The following is a 24,993-nucleotide window of genomic DNA, read 5'->3' as shown; positions in this document are numbered from 1 at the left end:
GCCCGCGGTCCTGCGGGGCAGCGGTCACGTCCGCAGCGTGGCCGGCAGCTCGGCATAGATCGCGCGCGAGACCGGGATCGGGTGCTCCAGGAGGATCTGGGCCATCGACTTGGCGATCGGGTCGATGCGGGGACAGACGCTGCCGCCGCCACCGAGCGCATCGTGGACCACGAAGTTCAGCGCGCCGACGCCGGGCACGAGGTAGCGGTCGATGCGCGGTTGCGCTGGCTCGGCGACCAGGTGGCGAAACCAGTCGCCGACCGCCTCGGCGCTGAGCGCCGCGGCGATGTAGGGGTAGAAGCGCGGCTCGCGGGCGATCGCCGCGACGTTGAACAGGTCGCCCTTGTCGCCGCTGCGGCCCCAGGCGAGCGCGACCAGCGGCACCGTCAGCCCCGGCTCGACGTCGGTCGGACGCGCGGGCTCCTGCGGGCGCACGCAGCTGGCCGGATCGCAGCTTTCGGCGTCGGCGGGGCCGAGCGCGACCTCGCGGCCGTCCACGAGAAGCCGCGGCGCGGCGACGGCCCTCGGCAGCAGGAAGTTGAACACCTTCATCAGCGGGGTGACGCCGCGGCCGAGATTGCCGGCCAGGCCGAGCGCGGTGCCGGGCGCCATGGCGGAGATCGCGCAGACCTGCTCCTTGAGGAACACCTGCACGCCCTCGGCCTGGTCGTGGTCGACGCTCATCATCGCGACGACCTCACGCGCGTCGCGGGCCCGCGAGCGCGGTCCGTAGCTGGTCTCGGCGCCGATCACCTCGACGTGGGCCGCCTTCAGCGGGCTGATGTTGCGCTCGCGCAGGATCCGGTCAGTCCGCTCGAACAGCGCCTGCGCCTGCCGCTCGGCCTTGGCCGCGGCGCGCATGCCGATGATCGGCTGGTACACCTGCGCCCGCCAGCCGTCGGTATAGGTGGCGCAGACCTTCCAGGCCGACGGCGCCGGCCGGCCGGTCGCGCCGCGCACCAGCACCCGGTCGGGGCCCTGCGGCTCCAGAGTGACGGCGCTGAAGTCGCAGGTCACGTCCGGCACGACGTAGGCCTGCGGATCGCTGACCTCGTAGAGCATCTGCTCGGCGACCGTGCCGATCGAGACCAGCCCGCCGGTGTCCGCAGGCTTGGTCAGCACGAACGCGCCGTCGGCGAAGCATTCGGCGATCGGATTGCCGATGTCGGCCGGGTCGGCAACCGCCTCCCAGTCGGTGAAGGTGCCGCCGGTCACCTGGGTGCTGCATTCCAGCAGGTGGCCGACCAGGGTCCCGGCCGCGAGCCGGTCCAGGTCGTCAGGTCGCCAGTCGAACTCGTGGATCAGCGCGCCGAGCGCCAGCGCGCTGTCGACCACCCGGCCGGTGATCACCACGTCGGCGCCGGCCGCCAGCCCCGCGGCGATCGGGAAGGCCCCGAAATAGGCGTTGGCGCTGCTGATCGGCCGGTCGGCCGGCAGCGGCTCGCCGCTGAACATCTCGCGTACGTCGCCAGCGCGAAGCGCGTGAAGCCTAGGCCTGAGGTCGTCGCCATCGACCACCGCGACCTTGCAGGCGCAGCCGAGCTCGCGGGCCAGCGCCCGCAGGGCGTCGGCCGCGCCGTGCGGATTGAGCCCGCCCCAGTTGGTGATGATCCTGGTTCCGGAGCCGAGGATCTCGCGCAGGAACGGCCGCACGTCGCGCAGGAAGTTGGGGCTGAAGCCGTCCGGGTTCCTGGCCGCGTTCGAGGCCAGGCTCGCCATGGTGAGCTCGGCCAGGAAATCATAGACCAGATAGTCGACCGCGGCCCGCAGCAGCGCCGGGTGGCCGTCCCAGCTGTCATCGAAGAAGGCTGTCCCGCCGCCGATGCGGACGGGCCGGGGCTCCTGCGTGGCGCTCATGGCCGCCTCCTCACTGAATTGCGCAACATGTATTGCATCATCTGGCGGGCCGATGTCATCAAGCTCGGCGACCTTTGGAGGAATTCGGATGGGCTTGCGGGGACTCGCGGGGAAGACCGCCATCGTCACCGGCGCGGCGGGCGGGATCGGCGCGGCCGTCGTTACGCGCCTGCTGGAGGAAGGCTGCCAGGTGGTGGCGGTCGATCTCCAGGCGGAGGCCCTGGGTCAGGCGCTGGGTGCGCGTGACCGGCTGCAGTTGGTGGGCGCCGACGTGGCGACGGAGGACGGGACGGCGGCCTATCTGCAGGCGGCGGTCGCGCGGTTCGGCGGCGTCGACCTATTCGTCAACAACGCCGGGGTGTTCGGCGAGCGCAAGCCGCTGGTCGAGATGCCGGTGGCGGCGTTCGACCAGGTGATGGCGGTCAACCTGCGCGGCGTCTTCCTCGGCCTGCAGGCGGTGCTTCGGCGGATGATCGCCCAGGGGCGCGGCGGGGCGATCGTCAACACCTCGTCGGTCGGCGCGCTGAGCTCGAGCCCCAACTGCTCGGTCTACAACGCCTCGAAGACCGGGGTGATCAGCCTGACCCAGGTCGCCGCCAACGAGAACGGCCGGCACGGGGTGCGGATCAACGCGGTCTGCCCGGGCCTTACCGACACGCCGATGCTGGCGCAGGCGACCAGCCGCGCGGCCGAGCTCTCCGCCGCCTTTCCGCTCGGCCGGATCGGCCGGCCGGAGGAGATCGCCAGCGTCATGGCCTTCCTGCTCAGCGACGAGGCGAGCTTCGTCACCGGCGGGGTATTCATCGCCGACGGCGGCCTGCTGCTGAGCTGAGGGGGCGGCGGACTGCGCCTCGGTGAGCGCGGATCAGGGGCGGAACTGCGCCGCTCACGAGCCGTTCTCGGTTGCTCCGCTTGCTGGAGAAGCACCCGCATGGCCGGCGTCCTGCCAAGTCCTTCCGAGCAGACGCGGTTCCGCCGCGAGCTGGCGCGCGCGCCTGTCGCGACATTGGTCGAACTCGTCTGCCGCCTTGGCTACGCTGCTCGAGGCGCCGTCTACGTCAGCATCGGCCTGATCGCCCTGCTGGCGGCGCTGGAGCTCACCCCCCATGCGGAGAGCCCGCTCGGCGCCCTCGAGGCCTGGGCGGCGTGGCCATTCGGGACCTTCCTGCTCTGGGTGATCGCCGTCGGCCTCTGCGGCTTCGCCCTCTGGCGTCTGCTGCAGTCGGTGTTCGACGCGGATCGCCAGGGCCGCAAACTGAAGGCGATCCTCAATCGGATCGGGCAAGGCGTCAGCGGAATCGTCTACAGCGCGCTGGCCCTGTCGCTGTTCGAGCTCCTCGACGCCCTAGAGGATTTCGGGGAAGTGGACGACGACGCCGAGACGCGGGAAGGTCTCGCCCAACTGCTCGCCGCGCCTGGCGGCGAACTTGCGATCATGGCGCTCGGCCTGTTCGTCGCCGGGGTTGGCGTCGGCAACATCGTCCAGGGTGTTCGCCGGAACTTCTGCAATGGCCTGTCCTGTGATCGCCGGATCGCCGGCTGGATCGGGCCGCTCGGTCGCGCCGGCTACATCGGCCGCGGCCTCGCCTTCCTGCCGGCGGGCCTCCTGGCCATCCAGGCCGGCTTGCGAGCCAGGGTGGGCGAGCAGGGACTGGGCGACGCCCTCGACCTCCTTGAGCGGCAGCCGTTCGGTTCCTGGATCCTGGCGTTGACCGCGCTCGGCCTGGTCGCATTCGGCCTGTTCGCGTTCGCGGAGGCGCGATACCGCACGATGTCGGTCGAGCAGGCCACGCAGGGCAAATGAGCCGCAGGGCCGCGAGACGCCGCTAGGCGGCCAGGCTGGTCTTCAGGGTCGCCAGGCTCATCTCCCTGAGCGGCCCGAGGTCCATCGCCGGGTCGACCAGCAGCTGCATCGACTGGCCGAACATCAGGCAGCCGATCATCAGCGCCGCGGCGTGCTCGTCGACCTCGGCGCGGATCGCGCCCTCGGCCTTGCCCTTGAGCGCCCAGGTGACCAGCCGGGCTTCGACCTCGGCGTGCGCCTGGCGAAAGCCGCTGCGTAGCTCGCTGGCCTCCGCCACCGAGGACGACAGCAGCATGAAGTAGGCGCGGGCCTCGTTGCGCTGGGCGAGGTCGCGCAGGCAGACGTCGACATAGGTCAGGATCGCCTCCAGGCCCGGTCGCTCGTCGAGCCGGTGCTCGCGCAACAGGGTTTCCTGCCGCTCGTGCAGGTGCGCCAGCACCGCCTCGATCAGCTTCTGCTTGGAGCCGAAGCGCTGGGTGGCGAGGCCGCGGCTGAAACCGCTGGCCCGTCCCAGCGTCTCGAAGGTCACCGCGCCGACGCCGGCGCTGGCGATCACGTCGATGGCCGCCTGCAGCAGGCTGCGCTCGGACTGGCTGCGGCGTTCGGCCTGGCTGCGACGAATGGATTGACTCATGCCCGTTTCGTAGTTCCTTGTTGGCCAACAATCAACACGCGACGGCCCGGCGACGCCGGCGCGCCGTCCTGGGAGCGCCCTGATGCACGCACCGTCTGATCTCGCCCAGACGATCGTCGATCCGACCGCCTACGCCGACGGGCGCATCCACGCGGCGTTCGCGCAGCTGCGCCGCGAGGCGCCTTTGGCGCAGGTTCAGGTCGACGGCTACAACCCGTTCTGGGCGGTCACCCGCCACGCCGACATCATGGAGGTCGAGCGCCGCAGCGCCGACTTCAGCAGCGGCGACAGTCCGGTGACCCTGATGAGCCGCGAGGCGGTCGCGCGGGCGGCGGCGAGCGGCTTCCAGGGCCCCCGCACCCTGGTGCAGCTCGACGGCGGCGAGCACCTGGCGCTGCGCCAGCTGACCCAAGGTTGGTTCATGCCGCAGAACCTGCGCAAGCTCGAGGCGCGGATCCGCGAACTTGCGCGCGGCTCGATCGACCGCATGGCGGCGCTCGGCGGCGAGTGCGACTTCGCCCGCGAGATCGCCCTCTACTATCCGCTGCGGGTGATCATGGAGATCCTCGGCGTCCCGGAGGCCGACGAGCCGCTGATGCTGAAGCTGACCCAGGAGATGTTCGCCGCCGAGGACAAGGAGCTCAACCGCTCCGGCGTCGAGGTCGACTCCGCCGCGGCGCTCGACGGCATCCGCGCGGCGGTGATGGAGTTCGCCGGCTACTTCAGCCAGATGATCCAGGATCGGCGGAGCCATCCGCGGGACGACCTGGCGAGCGTCATCGCCAACGGCGAGATCGACGGCCAGCCGCTCGGGTTTCCCGAGGCGATCGGCTACTACATGATCACCGCCACCGCCGGTCACGACACCACCTCGCACACCACGGCGATGGGGCTGTGGGCCCTGGCCGAGCGCCCGGAGCTGCTGCGCGCGCTGAAGGCCGACCCGTCGCTGATCCCGGCGCACGTCGATGAATCGGTCCGCTGGGCGACGGCGGTGAAGCACTTCATGCGGACCGCGACGGCGGACGTCGAACTGAACGGCCAGCAGATTGCCAAGGGCGATTGGCTGATGCTCTGCTACGCCTCGGGCAACCGCGACGAGACGGTGTTCGACCGGCCGTTCGAGTACGACATCCAGCGCGCGCCGAACCGGCACATCGCCTTCGGCTACGGCCCGCACGTCTGCATCGGCCAGCACCTCGGCAAGATGGAGATGCGGATCTTCTGGGAGGAGCTGCTGCCGCGGCTGGAAAGCCTCGAGCTCGCCGGCCAGCCGGCGCTGACCGCCGCGACCTTCGTCAGTGGTCCGAAGCACCTGCCGGTCCGCTACAAGCTCAGCTGAGCGGAGGGTAGCGCCGGTGAACCTCGAACCCGCCCGCATCGCCATCGGCCAGGACGTCCTGGACCGGATCGCCCGAAGGGTGGCCGACGCCGAGATCGGCTATGCGCCGGACGACGATGCGGACTGGCGCTACGGCGTCGACGCCGGCTGGCTGCGCGGACTGCGCGACCACTGGCGCGACGTCTACGACTGGCGCGCGGCCGAGGCGGCGTTCAACCAGCACGCCCAGTTCCGCTGCGAGATCGACGGGATCCCGATCCACCTGTTCCAGTTCCGTGCAACGGGAGGGCCGGGCTACCCGATCGTGCTGACCCACGGCTGGCCGGGCTCGCCGCTGGAGTTCATGGCCGCCGCGCCGCTGTTGGCGGAACAAGGCTTCGACGTCGTGGTCCCCTCCTTGCCGGGCTACGGCTTCTCCGGACGCCCGCCGCGGCCGATCTCACCGGCCCAGGTCGCCGGCATGTGGCGGCGGCTGATGGTCGATGGGCTCGGTTACAGTCGGTTCGGCGCGCAGGGCGGCGACTGGGGCTCGGTCGTCACCCGCGAGTTGGGCCGGGCGCATGGCGACGTCGTCGGCGCGATCCACCTCAACATGCTGCACACCGCGCCGCCGGCGAACCCGTCGCCGGAGTTCGACGCCTGGCAGCAGGGCGTCCGGACACTGATGATGCGGGAGGGCGCCTACAGCCTGCAGCACGCCACCAAGCCGCAGACCATCGGCCTGGCGCTGGCCGACAGCCCGCTCGGCTTCGCCGGCTGGGTGATCGAGAAATGCCGCGCCTGGTCGGACTGCGGCGGCGACGTCGAGCGCGTGTTCTCCAAGGACGCGCTGATCACCAACGTCATGACCTATCTGGTCAGCGGCAACGTCCAGTCGGGGATCTGGATGTATCGCGGCCTGGGCGGCGAGCCGTTCGCCCCGGCGCCGATCCGGCTCCCGACCGGCTTTGCGGAGTTTCCCGCGGAGTTCCTGCCGCCGCCGCCGCGCGCGGCGGTCGAGGAGAGCGTCAACCTGGTGCGCTGGGCGAAGATGCCGAAGGGCGGCCATTTCGCCGCCTGGGAGCAGCCGGAAGCGTTCGCGCGTGAGGTCGGCGCCTTCTTCCGCGACTACCAGTGACGGCGCGATCCGACGCGCGCGACGGCCGGGCGCGCCTGGGGCTCTGCTGGGGGCTGGCGGCGGTCTGCCTCGCCGCCGCCCCGGCCGGGCTGGTGGTCCGCGGCGAGCGCAGCTTCGTGACCGCCGACGTCTACGAGGCGGCGCTGATCGCCAGCCTGTTCACCCTGGTGTTCACCGGGCTGCTCGGCGTGATCCGGGTGCTGGCGCTGATGCGCCGGGCGTCGCCGCGAGCCTGACGCTCACACCTGCGCGAGCGCCTGAACTTCCCCTAGGGCAGGTCATCGAACTGCGCTATCTGGACATAGTGTCCACTTTGGAGGCGTCCCTGCAGATGGCTCCCGATCCACGGCCCGCCGCCCCGAGGCGTCGGACCTCGACGCGGCCGCGCCTCTGCGCTGCGGCGCGCGAACTGTTTTTCGTCCGCGGCTTCGAGGCCACGACCATGGAGCAGATCGCCGAGGCCGCCGGGTCCCCGCGTTCGACGCTCTACAACCACTTCCGCGACAAGGACGAGGTGCTCGCCGCGATCGTCGACGACTACGGGGCCGGCCTGATCGAGATCATCCAGCATTTGCCCGGACCGACGCCGACCCGCGCAGAGATCGACGCCTGGCTGCAGCGCGTGGTCGCCTTCGCCGCCCGCGAGCGCACGCCGACCATCCTGCTCACCCATCTCGGCGGCGCGCTCGAGGTGCCCTGGTCGATCGCCCAGCTCGGCCAGCGCCTTCTGGAGGCGCTCGCCGAGCGGCTGCCGGCCTTCCGGCGTGCGGTGGAGCCCGGGCCGGACCAGGGCCTGATCCTGGCGCGCGCCCTGGTGGTGATGAACCAGATCGGCCAGGCCTGCCTGCGCCGCGTGCGCGGCGACGCCGACCAGCTCGCCCCTTACGTGCTCACCGTCGCCGCGGAGCTTTTCGAGCGGTTCGTGCACGAGCCGCCGCCAGCCGCCGCCGACTAGCGATCAACCTGGCGCAGCCTCGGCGATCGGCCGGGCGCGCCGTGCAGAAGGGGCGCTTCGCCCGTGACCCTCGCCGTTCGCTATCCCGACCTCGACTTCGCCGACTGCTTCCCTAGGTGGGCCCCGCACCTGGAGTTCGCGATGTCGATGAACGCCTGGTCGATCACCCCGGCGTATCTGGAGCCCTACATCATTCGGGTCTTCACCGCGGCGCGGGAGCAGCTCGATCCGGCGCGCGACGCGGCGCTGATCGCCGAAGTCGACTGGTTCATCGCCCAGGAAGCGCAGCACTGTCGCCAGCACATCCGTTTCAACCGGGTCTTCGACGCCGCGCTATCCGCAGGTCGAGCCGCTCGGCGCCGCCTACGGCGCCGATCTGGCGGCGTTTCTCGACACCCGCTCACTGATCTTCAACCTGGCCTACACCGAGGGCTTCGAGTCCGGCGGCGGGGTGTTCTACCGCCTGTGGTTCGAGCGGATGGACAAGTACAAGACCGGCGCGCGGCCGGAGGCCGTCAAGCTCTACGACTGGCACTTCGCCGAGGAGTTCGAGCACCGCGAGGTGGCCTACAGGCTCTACATGGCGCTGGCCGCGCGCGGCAGCATCTGGCGCAAGATCTGGTACGGCTACTTCTACCGCATCTATGGCGTGATCAGGATGTCGCTGCACGGCGGCAAGGTCTCCAATGCGATCTTCGCGCACCTGCTGGAGGTGGAGCGGCGCGAGATGACCCCGGCCGAGGTGAAGGCGTCGCGGCGCCGCGAGCGCGCCTTCCAGCGCGACACCAGCATGCGGACGCTGCTTGGGCTGCTGGTGGTGCTCTCGCCCTTCTACAATCCGGCGCGCAAGCCGGCGCCGGCTGGCCTCGACGAGGTGCTGGCGCAGTTCGCTCCGGGCGGAGCCTACGCCAAGCCGGCGCGCCCGCGGCCCGCGGCCGCGCCGGCGGTCTAGGGACAGGCCGCTCCCGCGCATATCACTTCGTCGCAGTAATTATTGCACATCGCGTATTGCATCTAGCCGGCCGTTAGGCTGGAATCCGCCGCGGGCTGCGATCGGGCGAAGATCCGGGGCGGCGCCGCCTGAACACGGGAGGAGTTGCAGTATGGACGGCATCGCCGCCGGGATCCCAGGACGTTGACGCCGGACCCGCGCCAGATTGCGACGCCGGCGGCGGCTCATCACCTGCCGGACCGTACGTTGCCCCTGATCGAAGGCTCGGTCGGCGACGCCTTGCGCGCCGCCGCCAACACGTTTCCCGAACGACGCGCGCTGGCCTGGGCGAACGACGGCGAGGCGGCGTGGCTGGACTACGCCGGCCTGCTGGCGGAAGCCGAACAGGTCGCCGGCTGGCTGCTGGAGCGGGCAGAGCCCGGCGACCGGATCGCCATCTGGTCGCGCAACAGCGTCGAATGGGTGCTGCTCGAGCACGGCTGCGCGCTCGCCGGCATGGTGGTCGCCAGCTGGAACCCGGCCTGGACCGACTTCGAGTGCGAGCATGCCCGCGACCTGACGACGCCGGCGCTGCTGGTGGCCGGCTGCGACACGCGCGGCGTCTCGCTGCTGGAGCGCGCTCGCCAGCTCGGCGGCGCCGAGCGGGTCTTTCCGCTTGAGGACCTGCGCGGCCTCGCCAAAGACGCCGCGCCCCGCACCCTGCCGCGCCCGGCGGCGTCGGACCTGTTTCTGATCCAGTTCACCTCCGGGACCACCGGCCGGTCGAAGGGCGCGGCCCTGTCGCACCGCGCGGCGCTGAACAGCGCCCTGATCCGCGCCTGGGCCGCCGGCGCCGACGAGACCGACGTCTGGGTCAATTCGAGCCCGCTGAACCACGTCGGCGGCGCGATCACCATGGTGCTGACCGCGCTGGTGACCGCCGGCTGCTACGTGGTCATGAACCGCTTCGACGCCGGCGAGCAGTTGCGGCTGATGAAGCTGTTCGGCGCGACCCGCACCGGCGGGGTGCCGACGACGCTGCTGTCGATCCTCGAACACCCCGACTGGCAGGCGGGATCGCTGCGGCTGCGCTCGCTGGGCGCTGGCGGGGCCCAGGTGCCGCGGCAGCTGACCGAGCGGCTGATGCGCGAGTTCGGCGCGCCGGTGACCTCGATCTACGGCCAGTCCGAATGCCCGATCGTCGCCGCGCCTCATGGCGACGAAGATCCGGCCTTGCTGGGGGAGACGGTCGGCCGGCCGCTGCCGCACACCGAGCTGAAGATCTGCGCGCTCGGCACCGGCGAGACCCTGCGGCGCGGCGAGGTCGGCGAGATCTGTGTCCGCGGGCCGGTGGTCATGGACGGCTACTACCGGGCGCCCGAGGCCACGGCGGCGACGATCGACGCGGAGGGCTTCCTGCACACTGGCGACCTCGGCGCGCTCGACGACCAGGGCTACCTGCGGGTCCAGGGCCGGGCGCGCGAGGTGATCATCCGCGGCGGCGAGAACATCTATCCGGCTGAGGTCGAGGAGGCCCTGCTGCAGCATCCGCAGATCGGCGCAGTCGCCGTGGTCGGCGTGCCGGACGACCGCTGGGGCCAGCAGGTCGGCGCCGCGGTGCTGCCGCGCGCTGGCTGCGCGCCCAGCGCCGAAGAGCTCGAGGCGCATGCGGCGACGCGGCTGGCGCACTTCAAGGTGCCGCGGCGTTGGATCTTCGTCGACGCCCTGCCGCTGACGCCCTCGGGCAAGGTGCGCAAGGTCGACATCGAGAAGCTGTTCCTCGGAAGCGCCTCGTGAGCGTGCAGGAGTGCAGTCGGTTGGGCGAACTGGTGCTGACGGTAACCGATCGCGATGGCCGGGCGCGGGAGCTGTGCGGGCGCGGCGGCGAACGGCTGATGCCGGTGCTGCGCGATCAGGTCGACGTGACGATCGGGACCTGCGGCGGCCAGCTGTCGTGCGGCACCTGCCTGGTGCTGCTGGATGCGGCTTCGGCCGCCCATCTGGCGCCGCCCGGCGAAGATGAACTGGAAATGCTCGACGCACTGGGCGCCGAGCCGGGCGCGCGGCTGGCCTGCCAGCTGACGCTTCCGGACAGCGCCGCGCGGCTCGCGGTGACGATCGCGCCCGAGGCGTGACGGCCGATTGCGGAGGATGACGATGACCGACACGACTGGCGCTTCGAGCCGCGGCTACGAGCAGCTGCCGATCCCGTTCGGCTGGTTCGCGGTGGCGATGTCGGACGAGATCGCGCCGGGCCAGCTGAAGACGCTGCGCTACTTCGGCCAGGAGTTCGTCGTCTGGCGCAGCGAAGCCGGCGACCTGCGCGCCGTCGATCCCTATTGCCCGCACCTCGGCGCGCATCTCGGCGGCGGCGAGGTCGTTGGCGAGACCCTGCGCTGCCCGTTCCACCACTGGAGCTTCAACGGGGAAGGGGGCGTCGCCGACATTCCCTACGCCAAGCTGGTGCCGCCGAAGCTCAAGCGCGCCTGCCTGTCGACCTGGCCGATCCGCGAGGACCTCGGCGTGGTGTTCGTCTGGCGTCACCCGCGCAAGGTCGCGCCGAAGTGGGAGGTGGCCACCGCCGCGATCATCGCCGACGAAAGCTGGGTGCTGGCCGAGAAGCACGACTGGGTGGTCAAGACCCACGTGCAGGAGATCACCGAGAACGGCCAGGACTACGCCCACTTCCGCGCGGTGCACGGCACCCAGGGGCCGCCGGCCTCGGAGTTCAAGCTCGACGGCTGGAGCCGCTACAACGCCGTCGAGACCCAGATGGTCACCCCGCGCGGGCCGATGACCGGACGGATCGAGGTGCTGGCGGTCGGGCCCGGCCAGTCGTTCACCCGGTTCACCGACGTGACCGACGTCTACATGGTGCAGCAGACCACGCCGATCGACGCCGAGACCACCCACCTGCGCTGGCAGCTGTACCACCCGCCGGGGATCAGCGACGGCAAGATGCGGGTCAACGCCGCGCGGATGCGCGACCTGGTCAAGCAGATCAACCAGGACATCCCGATCTGGGAGCGCAAGCGCTACAATCCCGCCCCGCTGCTGGTCGACGGCGACGGCCCGGTGCTGGCCTACCGCCAGCAGTACGCCCGCTTCTACCAGTTCGACGACGCCGAGCCGGCGGTCGCGGCGGCCTGACCGTCCGATGGCGCTCGACCCCGCGATCCGTGCGCGCCTGACCCTGCCGGCGGTCTGTGCGCCGATGTTCCTGGTCAGCGGGCCGGCCCTGGTGCGCGAGGCCTGCAAGGCCGGGCTGATCGGGGCGATTCCGCGCCAGAACGCTCGCAGCCTCGAGGAATTCGACGGCTGGCTGGGCGAGATCCGCCGCGACCTCGACGCCTTCGCCGCAGCGCGCCCGGGTGCGCGGATCGGCCCGCTCGCGGTCAACCTGCCGACCCGGCTGGCCGACGACGAGCTGGCACGAAGCCTCGCGGTCTGTCGGCGGCATGGCGTCGACCTGATCATCTCGGCGGCGGGCGATCCAACCGAGTTGATCGCTCGGGTGCACGACATCGGCGGCCAGGTGTTCCACGACGTCGTCAACCTGCGGTTCGCCGAGAAGGCGATCGCCGCCGGGGCCGACGGCCTCACCTGCATCGGCGCGGGCGGCGGCGGCCACGCCGGCGCGATCAGCCACCTGACGCTGATCCCCAAGGTCCGGGCGATATTCGACGGGACCATCCTGATGGCCGGGGCGATCGGCAACGGCGCGGCGATCCGCGCCGCCGAGGTGCTGGGGGCGGATCTCGCCTATCTCGGCACCCGGTTCATCGCCACCCGGGAGGCCGCGGTCGACGCCGCCTACAAGGACCTGCTGGTGGCCGAGAGCTCGCGCGGCCTGCGCTACACCGACGCCGTGGGCGGCGCGCCGGCCAGCTGGATCCTGCAGTCGCTGCGCCGGGTCGGCCTCGACCCCGATAACCTGCCGCCGCCCGGCCGGCCGTTCACCTACGACCACCTGCCGGAGAACGCGCGGCCGTGGCGCGACTTCTGGAGCGCCGGCCAGGCGATCGACCTGATCGACGACGTTCCGAGCGTGGCCGACCTCTGCGGGCGGCTGCGGCGGGAGTACGTTGCGGCCTGCGCCACGCCGGACATGGCCGAGGTCGCGCGGCTCGCCGACGCCGCGCTCGAAGCCGCAGACTGACGTCTGGAAGGAATGGGAAGAGCACGATGAGCCAGGACAAGATCCAGATCTTCCGCGGCGCCGAAGCGCCCAGCCTGATGGAGGCCGCCTGCATGACGGTGGCCCCCGTCACCCCGATGCAGCGCGCTGGCATGGACAAGCTGATCGCCGCCGGCTTCCTGGAAGGCGACGAGCTGAAGGTGCTGGTCAACATGCCCGGCTTCAGCCTGACCTACGTCTGGTTCAAGAAGGACTATCCGCTGCCGCTGCACAGCCACGACGCGGACTGCCTCTACTACATCATCGCCGGCTCGCTGGAGTTCGGGACCGAGACCTTGGGCCCGCGGGACTCCTTCTTCCTGCCGGCCGGGTCGGCCTACGCCTACAAGCCCGGGCCCGACGGGGTGGAGGTGCTGGAGTTCCGTCACGCCACCCACTTCGACTTCAAGAACCTGGCGAAGAACGAGGCCTTCTACGAGAAGGCGGCCGCGACGCTCGAGGCCAATCGCGAGGCCTGGCGCAGCGCGGCGCGGCCCAGCGCCGGCTGACCCGCGGCATCCACAGAAACAAGGCCGCCGGCAGGGCGGCGAGGGAGGACGGCATGGCCAGACCCAGGGACATCGGGGTCATCGACACCCTGATCGGCTTCCGCGACGTGCGGCAGGTGGCCCATGTGGCGGCGGCGAAGGACCAGGGCGTGCGCCACCCCGCCGAGTACATGTTCAAGGAGATCCCCGACGAGCTGTCGGCGGAGGCTGACCGCTATGCAGCGATCGACGACACCGTGGCGGAGATGGACCGCCAGGGCGTGCGCCTCGGCGTGGTCAGCCTGATCGACGAGCGCACGCCCGAGGCGCTGCGCCGTCACCCGGACCGCTTTGTCCCGGTGGTGTCGATCGACGCCAACGAAGGCCTGATGGAGAGCGTCCGGCGCATTCAGCGCAGCGTCGAGGAATACGGCGTGCGCGGCGTCTCGATCTTCCCGGCCGGGGTGAAGCCGCAACTGCCGATCAACGACAAGCACTGGTACCCGGTCTACGCCAAGTGCGCCGAGCTCGGCCTGCCGCTGTTCACCACCACCGGCGTGCCGGGCCCGCGAGTGCCGATGATGGCCCAGTACGTCGGCCACCTCGACGAGGTCTGCTACGACTTCCCCGAGCTGAAGATCGTCATGCGCCACGGCGGCGAGCCCTGGGTCGACCTGGCGGTGAAGCTGCTGCTGAAGTGGCCCAACCTCTACTATTCCACGACGGCGATCGCGCCGAAGTACTGGTCGAAGGAGATCATCGATTTCGCCAACACCCGCGGAGCCGACAAGGTGATCTACGGCGGCTACTTCCCCTACGGCATCGAACTGGAGCGCACCTTCCGCGAAATGGACGACGTGCCGTTCAAGCCCGAGGTGTGGCCGAAATTCCTGCGCGACAACGCCGCGCGCGTGCTCGGCCTGGAGGTCGTCGGATGAGCCCGTCCTCGCTTTCCCCCGCGTCCGACGCGCCGCTGCTGGTCAGCGTCGAGGACGGCGTCGCCCGGATCATCCTGAACCGGCCGGAGCGCCAGAACGCCTGGAACCAGGCGCTCGGGCGGGCCTACTTCGAAGCGCTGGAGGCGCTGGCGCGCGACGAACGGGCCCGGGTCATCGTCGTCTCCGGGGCCGGCGGCGCCTTCTGCGTCGGCGGCGACCAGGAGGTGCTGAGCGGCATCGCCGCGACGGGCCAGCAGAGTGTGGCCGCCACGCCGGCCTTCTGGCGGCCGCTGACCATCGGCAAGCCGATCATCGCCGCGATCGCCGGTCCCTGCTTCGGCCTCGGCCTGCAGGCCGCGCTGACCTGCGACATCCGCTTCGCCGCCGAGAACGCCAAGCTGTCGACCGCCTATGTCCGCCGCGGCGTCAGCGCCGAGATGGGCATGAGCTGGCTGTTGCCGCGGATCGTCGGCGTCGGCTGCGCCACCGACCTGCTGCTGTCAGGCCGCGTCGTGCGGGCCCCCGAGGCGCTGCGGATCGGCCTGGTCAGCCAGGTGTTCGCCGACGCCGACCTGGAGGCCGAGGCGCTGGCCTATGCGCGGATCATGGCCAGTCAGTGCTCGCCCCGCGCGATGCGGACGATCAAAGGCCAGCTCTACACCGACCTGACCAGCGACCTGCCGTCGGCCTACGGCCGGGCGATCGCCCTGCTCGAGGAGGCCTTCGCCTCGGCCGACTTCGCCGAAGGGGTCACCAGTTGGCGCGACCGCCGCCCGCCGGCCTTCTCGCCGCTGCCGCGGGAACTGGCGGACCTGGATCTCGACCCGCCGCCGGGCGGCTCGAAGGTCGGGAACTCCTAAGGCGGGTCCCTTCGGAGCCAAGACCAGCCAGGAGCGGAGCGGCGCCCCGATCGGGTCTCCGCAACAGGTCGATCGCTTCCCGGCCCGGGTCCGCACCCTGCGAGTGTCCGCTTTCCGCGCTTGAACTGAGGTCCGCTGCCGACTCGTAGCGGAGCTTCCGCCGTGCTTCGGCGCGTCCGCTGACCTGGCTGACGCCCTCAGACCCGCACCGTCGGACGGCAATTAAGGCGCCTGGTGCAGCGTGTTCATGGGGCTTCAGATGGGCCGGCCCGCGCCAGAAAATGCAATTGTCTTGAAGTTTTATTTCAGTTCTTTTTCGTCAAAATCTCGCGTTTTTCGAAAGTTGGAGTTGCTTATATTTAGCTGCGATTGTGGGGGCGAGGGCGAAATATTCCAGTTTGTCTTGAGCAGTGATCAGGCATCTTATATTGAAGGTGTAGGGACGAGTACGCCTCGCCCCAAGGAGCTTTTCCAAAAATGCGAATTCAAACCCTGGTCGCCGGCGTCTGCGCCGCGGCCTTGCTTCCCACTGCGGCCTTCGCGCAGCAGACCTGCGAACAACGGCAGAACAACCGGGTGGCCGGCACAATCGCTGGCGCGGGGCTCGGCGCGCTCGCGGGCAGCGCCGTCGCGGGCCGTGGCGATCGAACCGAGGGGGCCGTCATCGGCGGCGTCGCCGGCGCGCTGCTCGGCAACCAGCTCACCAAGGGTCAGGCGGACTGTACCCGCGCCTACGGCTACTACGACAACAACGGCGCCTGGCATGCGAACGCTGTCGCCGGCAACACCGCGGCCGCCGGCTACTTCGACCGCAACGGCGTCTGGGTCGAAGGCGCCCCTCGGGGCCACTACGATCGCGACGGCCGATGGGTCCAGGCCAGCCAGGATGCGTCGGCCGCCGGCTATCACGACGCCAGGGGCCTGTGGGTTCCGGCGTCGGCCAGCGGCTATTACACAAACGACGGGCGCTGGGTCGCCGCCGCGGCGCCCGGCTACTACGACAGGTCGGGCCGGTGGGTCGCGGGCGCTGCAATCGGCCGCTACAACGCCGACGGCCAGTGGATCGCCGGCCAGGCGAGCGGCCGGCGCGACGCCGCCGGCGTGTGGGTGGCCGACCCACAACCGGGCTACTACGACAACGGCCGCTGGGTCCGCGGCGAGGCGATCGGCTACTACGACGCTCGCGGCCGCTGGATCTCCACGGATGGACGACACCCGCAGCGCGCCGACTACTCCGGCTCTCGTGGAGTCCGCAGCATCGACGAGCGGCAGGCGGACCTCGCCCAGCGCATCGATCGCGCCATGGAAACCGGCCGGCTGACCCCGGCGGAAGGCCAGCAGGCCATGCGCACCCTGGCGTCTATCAAGCGTGACGAACGCTCCCTGAGGAACCGGCAGGGCGTTCTCGGCCCGCGGGCCCAGGTGACGATCAATGCACGGTTGGACCGCCTGGACTCGAGCATCCGCGAGGATGTGCGTGATCACCGCAACGGGCGGTACAGCAGCCGCTAGGCCAAACGAACGACCCCGCGCCAGAGATGGCGCGGGGATGGCGGGCGGGGGCACGGCTCGAATGGGAGTGCTCCCGCCCACCTGCGGTATCCACTAACCGCAGACCGTCGACGGGTCGGGTTAGCGCCGACAGAGGTCAGGTTTCGCGCGCCTCGCTGCGCGAGATCTGATCGTCAAAGTCGGCAATGTTCTCTTTGAGCGTCTTGATCGCAGCGACGCTCACATTCTCGGTGTTCGAGTGGATGTGCAGCGCGCCACTCTCGAAACGGCTCAGCTGCTCGATGAGCAGATCGCGCAGATAGCGCCAGCGCTCTCTGACCTCGGCGGGAGTTTCCAACGTGCGCTACGCCGGCCGCCGGGACGCGCCTGTGCTGCGGCTATCATTGAGGATCGGCTTGCGGGGTTGCTGTGTGGCGCCGACGGACGACCGCGAGTCGGAAAGATCGCGGCGGACCGGCTGTTGTTCGCGGGGATTGTAGGTACGCATGAAAGGGTCCTTCAGGACGATGAAACAGGCCTAAGCGGCCGTCGCCGAGCGTATTCGCGTCAGGGCCGCGCACGGGGTGTCAGAGAAGCCGACGGCACGTCGCCGGGGACCTCCAGCACCTGGGCCGAGGCGCCTTGGGCTTCCATCGCCGCGGCTCCCAGCCGGGCGGCGGCGAGCGCCTGTCCACGGGTCAAGTAATCGCCGTAGTAGGCGTGGTCCTTAGTGACAAACCAGACGTCGTCCGAGCTCTGGCCGGTGCGAAAGGTGCAGGTCTTGGCGCGGCTGCGGGCGATGAGGCTCAAGCGCGGCCCTCCCGGCTGAGAAGGCGACCGCAGCGAGCGGTGAGGATTGACATGACGGGATCTCGGCGGCGCCGCGTCGAGATTGATCGACCGTCTTGGCGACGGCACACGCCCGACGGCGTCGTCCGTCACCATGGGCTCATCGGCAAGGATAAGCCAGCGTCCCAGTCATGCCTTCGGTCGCGGTGTCCCGCCCCGACCCCGGCTGAGAACGGCTCCGCCTTGACCTCAGCGGCCCTGCCAGGCCGCTTTTCGAGGAAGGCGCGCGGGCCGTGCTGGGGGCCTCGGCGCCCCGCAGGTGATCCTATGTCGCGCGCTCCCGGCTGACGCCGTACTGGTCTAGGTAGGCCGCGCAGGCCGCCTCGACCAAATCCTCGGTCAGGCCGAAGTCTTCGAGTTGGTAGCGATGCTTGACGCCCGCCTGGCTCTGGCCATGCCGGTTGACCTTGAGGAATGCTTCCATCCGCATCCTCGCCTTGGCGGTCAGATCGAGGCCGAAGGCGGCGTAGAGGCGCTCGACCTGGCCGATCGGGTCGGCGACGAGCTCCTGGTAGTGCACGTCGACGACCGCAGCCTGCGGGTTGGCGGCGCGCCAGGCGCTCATCGCCGCGACCGACGCCATCTGGCCGGCGAGCATTGGCGGGCCGAGATGCTTCGGATCCACTGCGCCGGTCGAGTTCAGGCCCTGGAAGGTGACATAGAGGCTGGCGATCGAGGCGACGACTTTGGCGGGGTCCCGGTGGTTTACGAAGATCATCGAGCCCGGATAGGTCGCGGTCAGCGTCTCAAGGTGGCTCATGTACTCGGGAGCCTTGAGCACCCAGCGCTTCTCGGACCGTTCGCCCTGGACGAGCTGCATCATGCCCTTCTGCCAGGCGTAGAACTCCGGCGCGCTCTCGGGGAGCAGAGCCGCGAAGCTTGGGACGTTGAAGAAGGCCTGGATCAGCGAGCCACAGGCGGCTTCCTGGAAGAGCACATCCTCGTCCTCCGCCTCGGGCGCAAAGGGGTGGATCGCGTTCACCTCCGGCGCGTCCAGGCCCTGGAACCTCAGCATCCGATCGACCAGCGCCATGCGCTCGGTCTCGTCGGCGAGTTCGCCCGGCGGCGGGACCGGGACCATGGCGTGGCCGGTGATCGGCACGAGGGTGTCTGGATCCTGGGCGAGCAGCGCCTGGAGGAAGCTGGTGCCGGAGCGCGGCAAGCCGGTGCCCACAAGCGGCGCGCGGATCTGCGGCTCCACAGTCCAGCCTCGACGGTGCTGAAGGACCCGCAAGCGCGAGATCAGCAAGGCGAGCACCCGCCCATGCGCCCGCGAGCGCCCGGTGGGCGTCAGATTGGCCTCGGTCTCCAGGGCGCGACACAGCACTTCGAGTCTGCGGCGGAAGCCAAATTCGTCCCACCGCTCGCCGCCCCAGTTGGAAAGGCCGGTCGCCTGCTCGGCCTCCGCCATGATCGTGAGTGCGGCGAGCGGGCCGGTGTAGGGCCGAAGGGCGGCGGCGTAGACGGACGCGAGGTCGCCTGCGCCGGGCGGCGCGGCGGCGATTTGCGATGACATTGATTGAACTCCGTACAGGGCGCGCGGTCACTGACCGTAGCGGCGCAGAGAAGCGCGGCGGCGAGCGTCGAGGGCGGCGCCGCGCGCCTCGGGCGTGACGACCGGGGTGTCTTTCGGCAGATGCTGCCGCACCTCGGCGAGCGGAACCTTGATGACGGTCGGCGTGACCGTCTCGTCCGCCTTGTAGAAGCGCAGCAGGCAGGTCCCGATCGGCAGCCCTGCGGGGTCGAGCCAGTTGGGCACGCCGGGGTCCTTGAGCGCGAGCACCGCGCGGAAGCGGCCGTCGCCGTCGACGTGCGCCTGCTTCCCGTTGATCGAGCTCTGGTGGTAGCTGTAGTCGGTTGTCTGGCCCCAGACGCTGCCGAGCTGGAAGCCCCAGTAGCGCGCCGGGACGACGGGCATTTCAACGATCAGCGCCTCGTCCGGCTTCAGGTCGTAGAGCATGGTGATCCAGTGCCCCAGCGGGTTGCCGCCCTGGGCCCGGCCGTCCGGATTCTCGACGAAGACGTTGCGTTCGCCCAGCAGTCGCTTGGCGCCCTGCATGGCGAATTCGAAGCTGGCGACGGACCACTTGGTGGCCTTGTCGATGCGCGCGGCGAGTTCGGCCTCATCGAAGTAGATCGGCGCGCCCGGATCGCGATCGAGGACCTCGATGTGGACCTCCATCGGCTCTTCCCTAGTCCAGTCGTAGGCGGTCTCGCGCATCGCCAGCATGGCGTTGCGGACCTCGGGGTCGAGCTTGAACCAATACTTGCCCTTGGGGTCAGCGGGGGGATTGGGCCCGAGGAAGATCTCGAAGCTGCCGTCCGGGTTCGTCGGTACGTCGTCGAAGTCGATGTTGCCCTGGTTGCCCTGGACCTCGTCGCCCCAGAAGCCGCGGAACACCTGGATCGTCGCCCACTCGTTGCCGCGCCGGTTGCCGTAGATCCGGTAGGTGTGACGCCCGTCGATGAAGCCGTTGTGGTTCAGGAAGTCGGGATTGGGCATCCCCCAGGACAGTTCCAGCGGCATGAACATCGATTGCACATAGAGCGCGGGATACTGCTGGCGCGGCGCCACATAGGTGTTGAAGGCTGAAACCTCCTGGCTTTGCAGGAAATAGAGGCCCTGGGCGCGAAGCTGCGGGTCGCTGACGAACTCGCTGGCGAGGAACCGCTCCCGATTCAGCCGCAAGGTTTCCTGATAGCGTAACCAGGCCGCCTGGGCCGGCGAATTGACGGCGGGTGCGGCCGAGCCCGAGCCCGCGTCGGCGGCGAGGACGGCCAGCGCGCCGGCGAATGCGGTCAGCGTCTTCATCTCGAACTCTCTTCAGGCGTGCGCGAGCAGGGTCGGCCAGACGTCGATCTGCATCCGGGTGGAGATCTGGCGCATGCCATCCATCCCGCCGCGCTCGGTCTGCCAGTCGAGGTAGCCGCGGTAGGCGGCTTCGCTGTCCCAGCGCTCGATGAAGAGCATGCGAGTCGGGTCGTCGCGGTGCTGGACGAGGCGGATGCGGCGGAATCCCGGGAAGGTGGCGACCGTCTCGAACATCGCCGTCGAGCCCATGAACGGCCCGACCATCTCCGGCTTCAGGTCGAGCTCAAAGGTGATCGAGACCCCTTCGGTCTCGGGGATCGGCTCCTGGCTATGCTTCTCGACGATCAGGTTGGGCCACAGGTTGGTTTGCGTCTCCGCCGCCACCTGCTGGAAGGCCTCGACGGCGCCGGTCTCTGTCCGCCAGGCGATGTAGGCCCTGTAGGCGTCCTCGCTGTCCCAGCGCTCGAGGAAGCGGACCCGCAAGGGGTCGTCCTTGTGTTGGACGATGCGGAGCTGCTGAAGGCCGGGATACCCCACGGTCCCCTGCAGCACCGCCTCGCCTGCGCCGATGAATCCGGCCGCCGCCTCGGGCCGCAGCCGAAGATCGAAGGTGACCGAAACGCCGTCACTCATCCACGCCTCCCTGGATCGTCCCGCGTCTGACGTGCGGGCGGTCCGAATGTGGCGGGAGACTGTTGCGAGGTCTAATGCTAGTTAGGCCATAATTGTTGCGCCAATCACATAGATCGTTGAGCTGCGATGCCTGAGCTGTCGCTCCTGAACCATTTCGTCGCCGTGGCGACGACCGGCAGCTTCACGAAAGCCGCGGCGGAGGTTCACGCCAGCCAATCCGTCGTCAGCCGCTCCATCAAGCGGCTCGAGGAGCAGGTCGGCGCACTGCTGTTCGAGCGCACCACCCGGCAGGTGAAGCTCACACCGGCCGGAACCGCCTTCCTGGAGGAGGCGCTGGCCATCGTGGACCGGCTGGCGGTCGCGACCGACAACGCCCGCCGGATCGGCGCAGGCGACCGCGCCCGGTTGAGGATCGGGGTCTGCGCTTCGGCGGATGCCGAGACCTCCCGCATCGCACGCGGCTTCGCGGCATTCCGCTCAGCCTGGCCTGACGTCGAGGTGCAGATCGTGGCGGTGATGCGCAACCGGCAGGCCGCGATGCTGCGCGCCTCGGAGATCGACATCGGCCTGATGCGGCTGTTCCGAACCGACGCCGAAGGGATCGATTGGCGCGTGATCGCTTGCGATCCGCTCGTGGTCGCGGTTCCCAGCGCCTGGAACCTGAACGCGCCCAGCATCCGGCTGGAGGAACTGCGCGACCGCCCCTGGCTGATGCCGCATCCCGACGTGGCGCCCGACATGTATCAGTTGCAGGTCGAACTCTGCCGCGGGGCCGGTTTCGAGCCGCAGGTCGTCGCCCACGCGGAGGACGCGTTGACCGGCAAGATGATGCTGGCCTGCGGCCTGGGCGCGAGTTTTGCGAACTTTTCCCTGCCGCATCACGACCCGGAGCTTCGGGTGCAGTTTCTGTCGGTGGAAGGCGTGTCCGATCACTTCAGTTCGCAGACCGTCGTCGCCTGGGCGGCCGGATCGACCTCGGTTCATATCGGCGCGTTCGTCCGGTGCATTGCCGAAGCCGGCGAAGCGGACGATCAGCCCACGGCCTGATCGGCGCGTCGTCGGCGACCCCAGGCGACGCGCAGGTTCAGCCGCCCTGCCAGACTGGCGGCCGCTTCTCCAGGAAGGCGCGCGGGCCTTCCTGGAAGTCCTCGGTGCCGCGCAGGCGGTCCATCGCCGCGTTGGCTCGCTGGCGGGCGTCCGCGTCGCTGAGGATCGACGCCTCCCGGGCGACGCCGAGCGCTTCGCAGACCGCCAGCGGCGCGTTGGCGGCGATCGCCCGCGCCAGGGCGACGGCCGTCTCCAGGACTTGTTCGCGCGGGACCACGCGGTTGACGAGGCCGATCTCATAGGCCCGCCGCGCGTCGATCGGATCGCCGGTGGCGATCAGCTCCAGGGCGAGCGCGCGGGGGATCGCCTTCATCAGGCGGGTGACCCCGCCTTCGGCCGCCACCAGCGAGCGCTTCACCTCCGGCAGGCCGAAGCGGCTGTCGTCGGCGGCGACGATCATGTCGCAGGCGAGGCAGAACTCCATGCCGCCGGCCAGCACCGCGCCCTTGGCCGCTGCGATCCAGGCCTTGCGCCGCGGCGCGCTGACGAAGCCGCCGAAGCCGCCGTCGGGGGTGTAGAGGTTCTGGCCGCCGTTCGCCGCCACCTCGGCCAGGTCGGCGCCGGCGCAGAAGGCGGCGTCGTTCGACGAGGTCAGGATCACCGCGCGGACGTCCGGATCGGCCTCGGCCCGCTTGACGCAGGCGTCCATCTGATTGGCCAGCGCGGCGTTGACCGCGTTGCGCTTCTCCGGGCGGTCGAGGGTGATGAGCGCCACGTGGTCGTCGACCATCGCGTAGCGCACGACTTCGGTGGCTGCGGCCTGGCTCATCCGGGCTCCTCCTGGCTCTTGGTTCGCGCGCGCCCGGCATTGCCTGCGCCGGGCAAGCCCAGTATTGCAATGATGGCTTGCCGTTTAAATAGATAAGATCGAGCGGGCGGAGGGAGCGAACGTCGATGAACACGCGCGGCGACGGCCTCGGCGGCTTCTTCCAGCCGCGCAACATCGCGCTCGTCGGGGCCTCGGACAAGTCCGCCTGGAGCCGGATGATCTTCAGCCGGTTCGCCGCCTACGGCCACGAAGGCGAGCTGTTCGCGGTCAACCGCAGCGGCGCGCCGGCCCACGGCCTGCCGGGCTTCACCAGCCTGGCGGACATCCCGGCGACGGTCGACATGGCCTACATCTACGTCCCCGCAGCGGCCGCAGCCGAGGCGATCCGCCTGACTGGGGCCGCCGGCATCCGCCACGCCGTCGTGCTGTCCTCAGGCTTCGCCGAGGCCGGCGAGGAGGGCGCGTGCCTGCAGGCCGAGCTGCTGGCCGCGGCGGAGGCGGCCGGCGTGCTGATGCTCGGACCGAACTCGTTGGGGTTCGCCAACATCGCCGACCGCTGCGTCTGCACCTCGATCCCGACCCGGCTGCCGGTGATCCCGGGACGGCTGGCGATCCTCTCGCAGTCCGGCGCGCTAGCCGCCGAGTTCGGCAAGTTCGCCCACGCCCAGGGGATCGGCCTCAGCTTCATGGGCGCGACCGGCAATGAGGCGCAGCTGGGCGTCGCCGACGTGCTGGAGTACCTGGTCGACGACCCGGCGACCGGGGCGATCGCGCTCTATGTCGAGTCGATCCAGGATCCCAACCGCTTCATCGCCGCGGCGGCGCGGGCGCGCGCGGCGGCCAAGCCGATCACCATCCTCAAGCTCGGCCGCAGTCCAGTCTCGGCCGCGGTGGCCCAGGCGCACACCGGATCCCTGGTCGGCGACGACAGGATCTTCGACGCCATGTGCCGCTGCTACGGGGTGCTGCGCACCAACTCGCTCGAAGAGCTGATCCTGACCGCCAGCTTCCTGGAGAAGGTCGGCCCGATCAATCCGCCGCGCGTCGGCATGGCGTCGATCTCCGGCGGGGCCTGCGGCCTCTATGCGGATCTCGCCGAGCTCCACGGGCTGGCGATGCCGCCGTTCGCCGAGCCGACCCAGGCGCGGCTGCGCGAGGTGCTGCCGGAGTTCGCCGCGACGCTCAATCCGCTCGACGTCACCGGCGTGGCGATCCAGGACCCGACGCTGTGGACCAGGACCCTTCCGGTGCTGACCGAGGATCCCGGCCTCGGCCTGATCGTCACCGCCACGGCGACGCCCAACACGCCGACTGAGGTCGCCGCGCTGCGCGCCGGGCTGGAGGCGGTCGTCGAAGGCTGCCGGATCGGCGGCCAGCCGGCCGTGGTCTGCGGCCTCTCGGTGCAGGACCAGAGCGAACTACAGCGCGAGCTCTTCCAGGAGATCGGCCTCGACATCGTCCTGCCGGACCTCGACTTCGGCGTCCGCGCGCTCGCCCATCTGCAGCGCTGGTCGGAGGGCGTGCTGGCCAGCGCGCCGCCGCCGGCGCCGGCCACGCGCGTCGAGGCGCGACCCCGCAGCGAGCGGCAGGTGCTGGAACATCTTTCGGCCTTCGGCGCGCCGGTCATCCCCGCCGTGCTGGCGCGCGACGCCGAGGCCGCCGCCGCCGCCGCCGAACGGTTCGGCGGACCGGTCGTGCTCAAGGTCGCCTCTGCGGACATCGTCCACAAAACCGAGGCTGGCGGCGTCCGGCTGAACGTCGTCGGCGCGGCCCAGGCCGCCGTGGTGTTCGCGGAAATCGTCAGCGCCGCCCGGGCCTATGCGCCAACCGCCCGCATCGACGGCGCCCTCGTCTCGCCGATGCGCGAGCCCGGCGTCGAGCTGATCGTCGGCGTGGCGCGCGACCCGCAATGGGGGCCGGCCATCGTCGTCGGCCTGGGCGGGGTGCTCACCGAGGTGCTGCAGGACACCCAGGTGCGGCTGCTGCCGGTCAGCGCCGCCGAGGCCCAGGCCATGCTGCAGGCGCTCAAGGGCGCCCGGCTGCTGCAAGGCTTCCGCGGCGCGCCGCCGGCGGATCTCGCGCGGCTGGCCGAGGTGATCGTGGCCATCGGCGACGCCGCCCTGGCGCTCGGCCCGGAGCTCGCCGCGCTGGAAGTGAACCCCCTGTGGGTCCGCGGCGAGGCGATCGAATGCCTCGACGGGCTCGCCGCCTATTCGACTTGAGCGCGCG

At 70.3% G+C, this 24,993-nt stretch carries 25 protein-coding genes and 1 pseudogene; 18 read left to right on the top strand and 8 right to left on the bottom strand.

Annotated elements, in window-relative coordinates; genetic code table 11:
- Positions 1 to 24: 24 nt before the first annotated feature.
- Entirely contained in the window at positions 25 to 1,857 is a 1,833-nt protein-coding gene (locus tag ACSQ14_RS19275) for an acyclic terpene utilization AtuA family protein (protein ID WP_436015855.1), read from the bottom strand.
- An 88-nt stretch (positions 1,858 to 1,945) separates the two neighbouring features.
- On the opposite strand from ACSQ14_RS19275, the gene ACSQ14_RS19270 reads away from it, so the two are divergent.
- Complete coding sequence (locus ACSQ14_RS19270; protein WP_436015854.1) at positions 1,946 to 2,689, top strand: SDR family NAD(P)-dependent oxidoreductase; 744 nt, start codon at positions 1,946 to 1,948, stop codon at positions 2,687 to 2,689.
- Positions 2,690 to 2,788: 99 nt separating this feature from the next.
- Positions 2,789 to 3,661: a DUF1206 domain-containing protein gene (locus tag ACSQ14_RS19265; protein ID WP_436015853.1), complete on the top strand. Its 873-nt coding sequence runs from the start codon at positions 2,789 to 2,791 to the stop codon at positions 3,659 to 3,661.
- Between the two features lie 22 nt (positions 3,662 to 3,683).
- Here ACSQ14_RS19265 and ACSQ14_RS19260 read toward each other — a convergent pair whose 3' ends face one another.
- Positions 3,684 to 4,295 (bottom strand): TetR/AcrR family transcriptional regulator, encoded by a 612-nt coding sequence (locus ACSQ14_RS19260; RefSeq protein WP_436015852.1) that lies wholly within the window; start codon positions 4,293 to 4,295, stop codon positions 3,684 to 3,686.
- A gap of 82 nt (positions 4,296 to 4,377) precedes the next feature.
- On the opposite strand from ACSQ14_RS19260, the gene ACSQ14_RS19255 reads away from it, so the two are divergent.
- The 14 genes and pseudogenes from ACSQ14_RS19255 to ACSQ14_RS19190 all read left to right on the top strand — a co-directional run bounded on the left by ACSQ14_RS19255 (position 4,378) and on the right by ACSQ14_RS19190 (position 16,615).
- Complete coding sequence (locus ACSQ14_RS19255; RefSeq protein ID WP_436015851.1) at positions 4,378 to 5,637, top strand: cytochrome P450; 1,260 nt, start codon at positions 4,378 to 4,380, stop codon at positions 5,635 to 5,637.
- Between the two features lie 16 nt (positions 5,638 to 5,653).
- Positions 5,654 to 6,754, top strand: a complete 1,101-nt coding sequence (locus ACSQ14_RS19250) for an epoxide hydrolase family protein (protein ID WP_436015850.1) — start codon at positions 5,654 to 5,656, stop codon at positions 6,752 to 6,754.
- Positions 6,751 to 6,990, top strand: coding sequence for a hypothetical protein (locus ACSQ14_RS19245; protein WP_436015849.1), 240 nt, complete (start codon positions 6,751 to 6,753; stop codon positions 6,988 to 6,990). The genes ACSQ14_RS19250 and ACSQ14_RS19245 overlap by 4 nt, the downstream gene beginning before the upstream one ends.
- Positions 6,991 to 7,085: 95 nt before the next feature.
- Positions 7,086 to 7,709 (top strand): TetR/AcrR family transcriptional regulator, encoded by a 624-nt coding sequence (locus ACSQ14_RS19240; RefSeq protein ID WP_436015848.1) that lies wholly within the window; start codon positions 7,086 to 7,088, stop codon positions 7,707 to 7,709.
- Positions 7,710 to 7,772: 63 nt separating this feature from the next.
- Positions 7,773 to 8,069 (top strand): annotated as a pseudogene (locus tag ACSQ14_RS19235) (metal-dependent hydrolase); the annotation flags it as partial.
- A gap of 16 nt (positions 8,070 to 8,085) precedes the next feature.
- Entirely contained in the window at positions 8,086 to 8,661 is a 576-nt protein-coding gene (locus ACSQ14_RS19230; RefSeq protein ID WP_436017584.1) for a metal-dependent hydrolase, read from the top strand.
- Between the two features lie 246 nt (positions 8,662 to 8,907).
- Entirely contained in the window at positions 8,908 to 10,437 is a 1,530-nt protein-coding gene (locus ACSQ14_RS19225) for a class I adenylate-forming enzyme family protein (protein ID WP_436015847.1), read from the top strand.
- A gap of 20 nt (positions 10,438 to 10,457) precedes the next feature.
- Positions 10,458 to 10,775: a 2Fe-2S iron-sulfur cluster-binding protein gene (locus ACSQ14_RS19220; protein ID WP_436015846.1), complete on the top strand. Its 318-nt coding sequence runs from the start codon at positions 10,458 to 10,460 to the stop codon at positions 10,773 to 10,775.
- 22 nt (positions 10,776 to 10,797) lie between these two features.
- Positions 10,798 to 11,790, top strand: a complete 993-nt coding sequence (locus ACSQ14_RS19215) for an aromatic ring-hydroxylating oxygenase subunit alpha (RefSeq protein ID WP_436015845.1) — start codon at positions 10,798 to 10,800, stop codon at positions 11,788 to 11,790.
- Positions 11,791 to 11,797: 7 nt separating this feature from the next.
- On the top strand, positions 11,798 to 12,799 hold the full coding sequence (locus ACSQ14_RS19210) for an NAD(P)H-dependent flavin oxidoreductase (protein WP_436015844.1): 1,002 nt from the start codon (positions 11,798 to 11,800) through the stop codon (positions 12,797 to 12,799).
- A 26-nt stretch (positions 12,800 to 12,825) separates the two neighbouring features.
- A complete protein-coding gene (locus ACSQ14_RS19205; protein WP_436015843.1) occupies positions 12,826 to 13,326 on the top strand; it encodes a cupin domain-containing protein in 501 nt (166 codons plus the stop codon).
- Between the two features lie 53 nt (positions 13,327 to 13,379).
- A complete protein-coding gene (locus ACSQ14_RS19200) occupies positions 13,380 to 14,243 on the top strand; it encodes an amidohydrolase family protein (RefSeq protein WP_436015842.1) in 864 nt (287 codons plus the stop codon).
- Entirely contained in the window at positions 14,240 to 15,103 is an 864-nt protein-coding gene (locus ACSQ14_RS19195; protein WP_436015841.1) for an enoyl-CoA hydratase-related protein, read from the top strand. The genes ACSQ14_RS19200 and ACSQ14_RS19195 overlap by 4 nt, the downstream gene beginning before the upstream one ends.
- Positions 15,104 to 15,580: 477 nt before the next feature.
- Positions 15,581 to 16,615, top strand: coding sequence for a glycine zipper 2TM domain-containing protein (locus tag ACSQ14_RS19190; RefSeq protein WP_436015840.1), 1,035 nt, complete (start codon positions 15,581 to 15,583; stop codon positions 16,613 to 16,615).
- A 136-nt stretch (positions 16,616 to 16,751) separates the two neighbouring features.
- On the opposite strand, the gene ACSQ14_RS19185 is transcribed toward ACSQ14_RS19190, so the two are convergent.
- From ACSQ14_RS19185 to ACSQ14_RS19165, 5 genes are all read right to left on the bottom strand, one after another.
- A complete protein-coding gene (locus tag ACSQ14_RS19185) occupies positions 16,752 to 16,952 on the bottom strand; it encodes a hypothetical protein (protein ID WP_436015839.1) in 201 nt (66 codons plus the stop codon).
- A 209-nt stretch (positions 16,953 to 17,161) separates the two neighbouring features.
- Positions 17,162 to 17,404, bottom strand: coding sequence for a hypothetical protein (locus ACSQ14_RS19180; protein WP_436015838.1), 243 nt, complete (start codon positions 17,402 to 17,404; stop codon positions 17,162 to 17,164).
- 304 nt (positions 17,405 to 17,708) lie between these two features.
- On the bottom strand, positions 17,709 to 18,959 hold the full coding sequence (locus tag ACSQ14_RS19175; RefSeq protein ID WP_436015837.1) for a sulfotransferase family protein: 1,251 nt from the start codon (positions 18,957 to 18,959) through the stop codon (positions 17,709 to 17,711).
- A gap of 27 nt (positions 18,960 to 18,986) precedes the next feature.
- Positions 18,987 to 20,255, bottom strand: a complete 1,269-nt coding sequence (locus ACSQ14_RS19170) for a hypothetical protein (protein WP_436015836.1) — start codon at positions 20,253 to 20,255, stop codon at positions 18,987 to 18,989.
- Positions 20,256 to 20,267: 12 nt separating this feature from the next.
- On the bottom strand, positions 20,268 to 20,888 hold the full coding sequence (locus ACSQ14_RS19165) for an antibiotic biosynthesis monooxygenase (RefSeq protein ID WP_436015835.1): 621 nt from the start codon (positions 20,886 to 20,888) through the stop codon (positions 20,268 to 20,270).
- Between the two features lie 126 nt (positions 20,889 to 21,014).
- Here ACSQ14_RS19165 and ACSQ14_RS19160 point away from each other — a divergent pair, with 126 nt between their 5' ends.
- Positions 21,015 to 21,935 carry a LysR substrate-binding domain-containing protein gene (locus ACSQ14_RS19160; RefSeq protein ID WP_436015834.1) on the top strand — a complete coding sequence of 307 codons (921 nt, stop codon included), beginning with the start codon at positions 21,015 to 21,017 and terminating at the stop codon, positions 21,933 to 21,935.
- Between the two features lie 37 nt (positions 21,936 to 21,972).
- Here the strand turns inward: ACSQ14_RS19160 and ACSQ14_RS19155 are convergent, their stop codons facing one another.
- Positions 21,973 to 22,764 carry an enoyl-CoA hydratase-related protein gene (locus ACSQ14_RS19155; protein ID WP_436015833.1) on the bottom strand — a complete coding sequence of 264 codons (792 nt, stop codon included), beginning with the start codon at positions 22,762 to 22,764 and terminating at the stop codon, positions 21,973 to 21,975.
- A 125-nt stretch (positions 22,765 to 22,889) separates the two neighbouring features.
- On the opposite strand from ACSQ14_RS19155, the gene ACSQ14_RS19150 reads away from it, so the two are divergent.
- A complete protein-coding gene (locus tag ACSQ14_RS19150; RefSeq protein ID WP_436015832.1) occupies positions 22,890 to 24,986 on the top strand; it encodes an acetate--CoA ligase family protein in 2,097 nt (698 codons plus the stop codon).
- Positions 24,987 to 24,993 lie beyond the last annotated feature (7 nt).

The organism is Phenylobacterium sp. LjRoot219 (assembly GCF_964252995.1).
Lineage (GTDB): Bacteria > Pseudomonadota > Alphaproteobacteria > Caulobacterales > Caulobacteraceae > Phenylobacterium.
The sequence above is the reverse complement of the archived record's forward strand: the minus strand, read 5'-3'. Positions and strand labels throughout refer to the sequence as shown.

Bases quoted from the DNA above. Each gene is read 5' to 3' on its own strand.
- ACSQ14_RS19275 (WP_436015855.1), bottom strand. From the start codon at position 1,857: ATGAGCGCCACGCAGGAGCCCCGGCCCGTCCGCATCGGCGGCGGGACA.
- ACSQ14_RS19270 (WP_436015854.1), top strand. From the start codon at position 1,946: ATGGGCTTGCGGGGACTCGCGGGGAAGACCGCCATCGTCACCGGCGCG.
- ACSQ14_RS19265 (WP_436015853.1), top strand. From the start codon at position 2,789: ATGGCCGGCGTCCTGCCAAGTCCTTCCGAGCAGACGCGGTTCCGCCGC.
- ACSQ14_RS19260 (WP_436015852.1), bottom strand. From the start codon at position 4,295: ATGAGTCAATCCATTCGTCGCAGCCAGGCCGAACGCCGCAGCCAGTCC.
- ACSQ14_RS19255 (WP_436015851.1), top strand. From the start codon at position 4,378: ATGCACGCACCGTCTGATCTCGCCCAGACGATCGTCGATCCGACCGCC.
- ACSQ14_RS19240 (WP_436015848.1), top strand. From the start codon at position 7,086: ATGGCTCCCGATCCACGGCCCGCCGCCCCGAGGCGTCGGACCTCGACG.
- ACSQ14_RS19215 (WP_436015845.1), top strand. From the start codon at position 10,798: ATGACCGACACGACTGGCGCTTCGAGCCGCGGCTACGAGCAGCTGCCG.
- ACSQ14_RS19210 (WP_436015844.1), top strand. From the start codon at position 11,798: ATGGCGCTCGACCCCGCGATCCGTGCGCGCCTGACCCTGCCGGCGGTC.
- ACSQ14_RS19205 (WP_436015843.1), top strand. From the start codon at position 12,826: ATGAGCCAGGACAAGATCCAGATCTTCCGCGGCGCCGAAGCGCCCAGC.
- ACSQ14_RS19200 (WP_436015842.1), top strand. From the start codon at position 13,380: ATGGCCAGACCCAGGGACATCGGGGTCATCGACACCCTGATCGGCTTC.
- ACSQ14_RS19195 (WP_436015841.1), top strand. From the start codon at position 14,240: ATGAGCCCGTCCTCGCTTTCCCCCGCGTCCGACGCGCCGCTGCTGGTC.
- ACSQ14_RS19190 (WP_436015840.1), top strand. From the start codon at position 15,581: ATGCGAATTCAAACCCTGGTCGCCGGCGTCTGCGCCGCGGCCTTGCTT.
- ACSQ14_RS19175 (WP_436015837.1), bottom strand. From the start codon at position 18,959: ATGTCATCGCAAATCGCCGCCGCGCCGCCCGGCGCAGGCGACCTCGCG.
- ACSQ14_RS19170 (WP_436015836.1), bottom strand. From the start codon at position 20,255: ATGAAGACGCTGACCGCATTCGCCGGCGCGCTGGCCGTCCTCGCCGCC.
- ACSQ14_RS19165 (WP_436015835.1), bottom strand. From the start codon at position 20,888: ATGAGTGACGGCGTTTCGGTCACCTTCGATCTTCGGCTGCGGCCCGAG.
- ACSQ14_RS19160 (WP_436015834.1), top strand. From the start codon at position 21,015: ATGCCTGAGCTGTCGCTCCTGAACCATTTCGTCGCCGTGGCGACGACC.
- ACSQ14_RS19155 (WP_436015833.1), bottom strand. From the start codon at position 22,764: ATGAGCCAGGCCGCAGCCACCGAAGTCGTGCGCTACGCGATGGTCGAC.
- ACSQ14_RS19150 (WP_436015832.1), top strand. From the start codon at position 22,890: ATGAACACGCGCGGCGACGGCCTCGGCGGCTTCTTCCAGCCGCGCAAC.